The 1,005-nt window shown below is 50.7% G+C and carries 2 protein-coding genes; both read right to left on the bottom strand.

All coding sequences use genetic code 11. From position 1 onward, the window contains the following. Positions 1–326 (bottom strand): WG repeat-containing protein (locus AACR41_RS00050; RefSeq protein WP_161768763.1); only part of this gene is annotated, 326 nt, incomplete at its 3' end. 108 nt (positions 327–434) lie between these two features. Then, a partial coding sequence (locus AACR41_RS00045; protein WP_030008359.1) for a WG repeat-containing protein occupies positions 435–1,005 on the bottom strand: 571 nt, incomplete at its 5' end.

The raw sequence follows: 1,005 nt of genomic DNA, 5'->3' as shown, positions 1-1,005 counted from the left end.
GCCAGACCCTCTGAGAAAGGTTCAGCAGAATCAAACTGAGGATTGATCACCATCGTTCCTTCCTTATCGATGTAGCCCCAGCGATCGCCGACCCGGACGGCAGCCAGCCCCTCTGAGAAAGGCCTAATCTGATCAAACTGAGGATTGATGACTATCATTCCTTCTTTATTGATGTAGCCCAAGCGATCGCCGACCAAAACTGGCCAGAGGCCGACCGTTTCTGTCTGTTGGTCTGCCTCTGTCTGCTGTGCAGTATTTTCAGTGGGGTTTCCAACCTCGCTGTTGAGCGGAGAACAGGCGACGGTTCCTGATGCGGCACTCATCATTAGTAAGGCGGTTAGAACGGAAGAACGGATTTTTTCTGAAAAAACATATGCCGAAGTGTAGGTTTAAAGTAATTGTAGATTTTTAGGTGAGGAGACAACTGGAAGGTATTAATATATCTGTTCGCCCTCCTTGTTGATGTAGCCCATGCGATCGCCGACCTGGACTCGCGCTAGCCCCTCTGAGAAAGGCTCAGCCTCATCAAATTGAAGATTAATCACCATCGTCCCCTCTTTATCGATATAGCCCATGCGATCACCGACCCGGACTGCCGCTAGCCCCTCTGAGAAAGACCCAGCATAATCAAACTGAGGATTGATCACCATCGTCCCTTCTTTATCGATATAGCCATAGCGATCACCGACCCGGACTGCCGCTAGCCCCTCTGAGAAAGACCCAGCATAATCAAACTGAGGATTGATCACCATCGCTCCTTCCCTGTTGATATAGCCATAGCGCTCGTCAACACTGACTGCGGCCAGCCCCTCTGAGAAAGGCTGAGCAGAATCAAACTGAGGATTGATCACCATCGTCCCCTCTTTATCGATATAGCCTATGCGATCGCCGACCCAGACGTTTGCCAGACCCTCTGAGAAAGGTACAGCCCAATCAAACTGAGGGTTGATCACCATCGCTCCTTCCCTGTTGATATAGCCATAGCGCTCACCGACCCAGACGACA

The organism is Picosynechococcus sp. NKBG042902, from assembly GCF_963864045.1.
In the GTDB taxonomy this organism is placed as follows: domain Bacteria; phylum Cyanobacteriota; class Cyanobacteriia; order Cyanobacteriales; family MRBY01; genus MRBY01.
The sequence above is the reverse complement of the archived record's forward strand: the minus strand, read 5'-3'. Positions and strand labels throughout refer to the sequence as shown.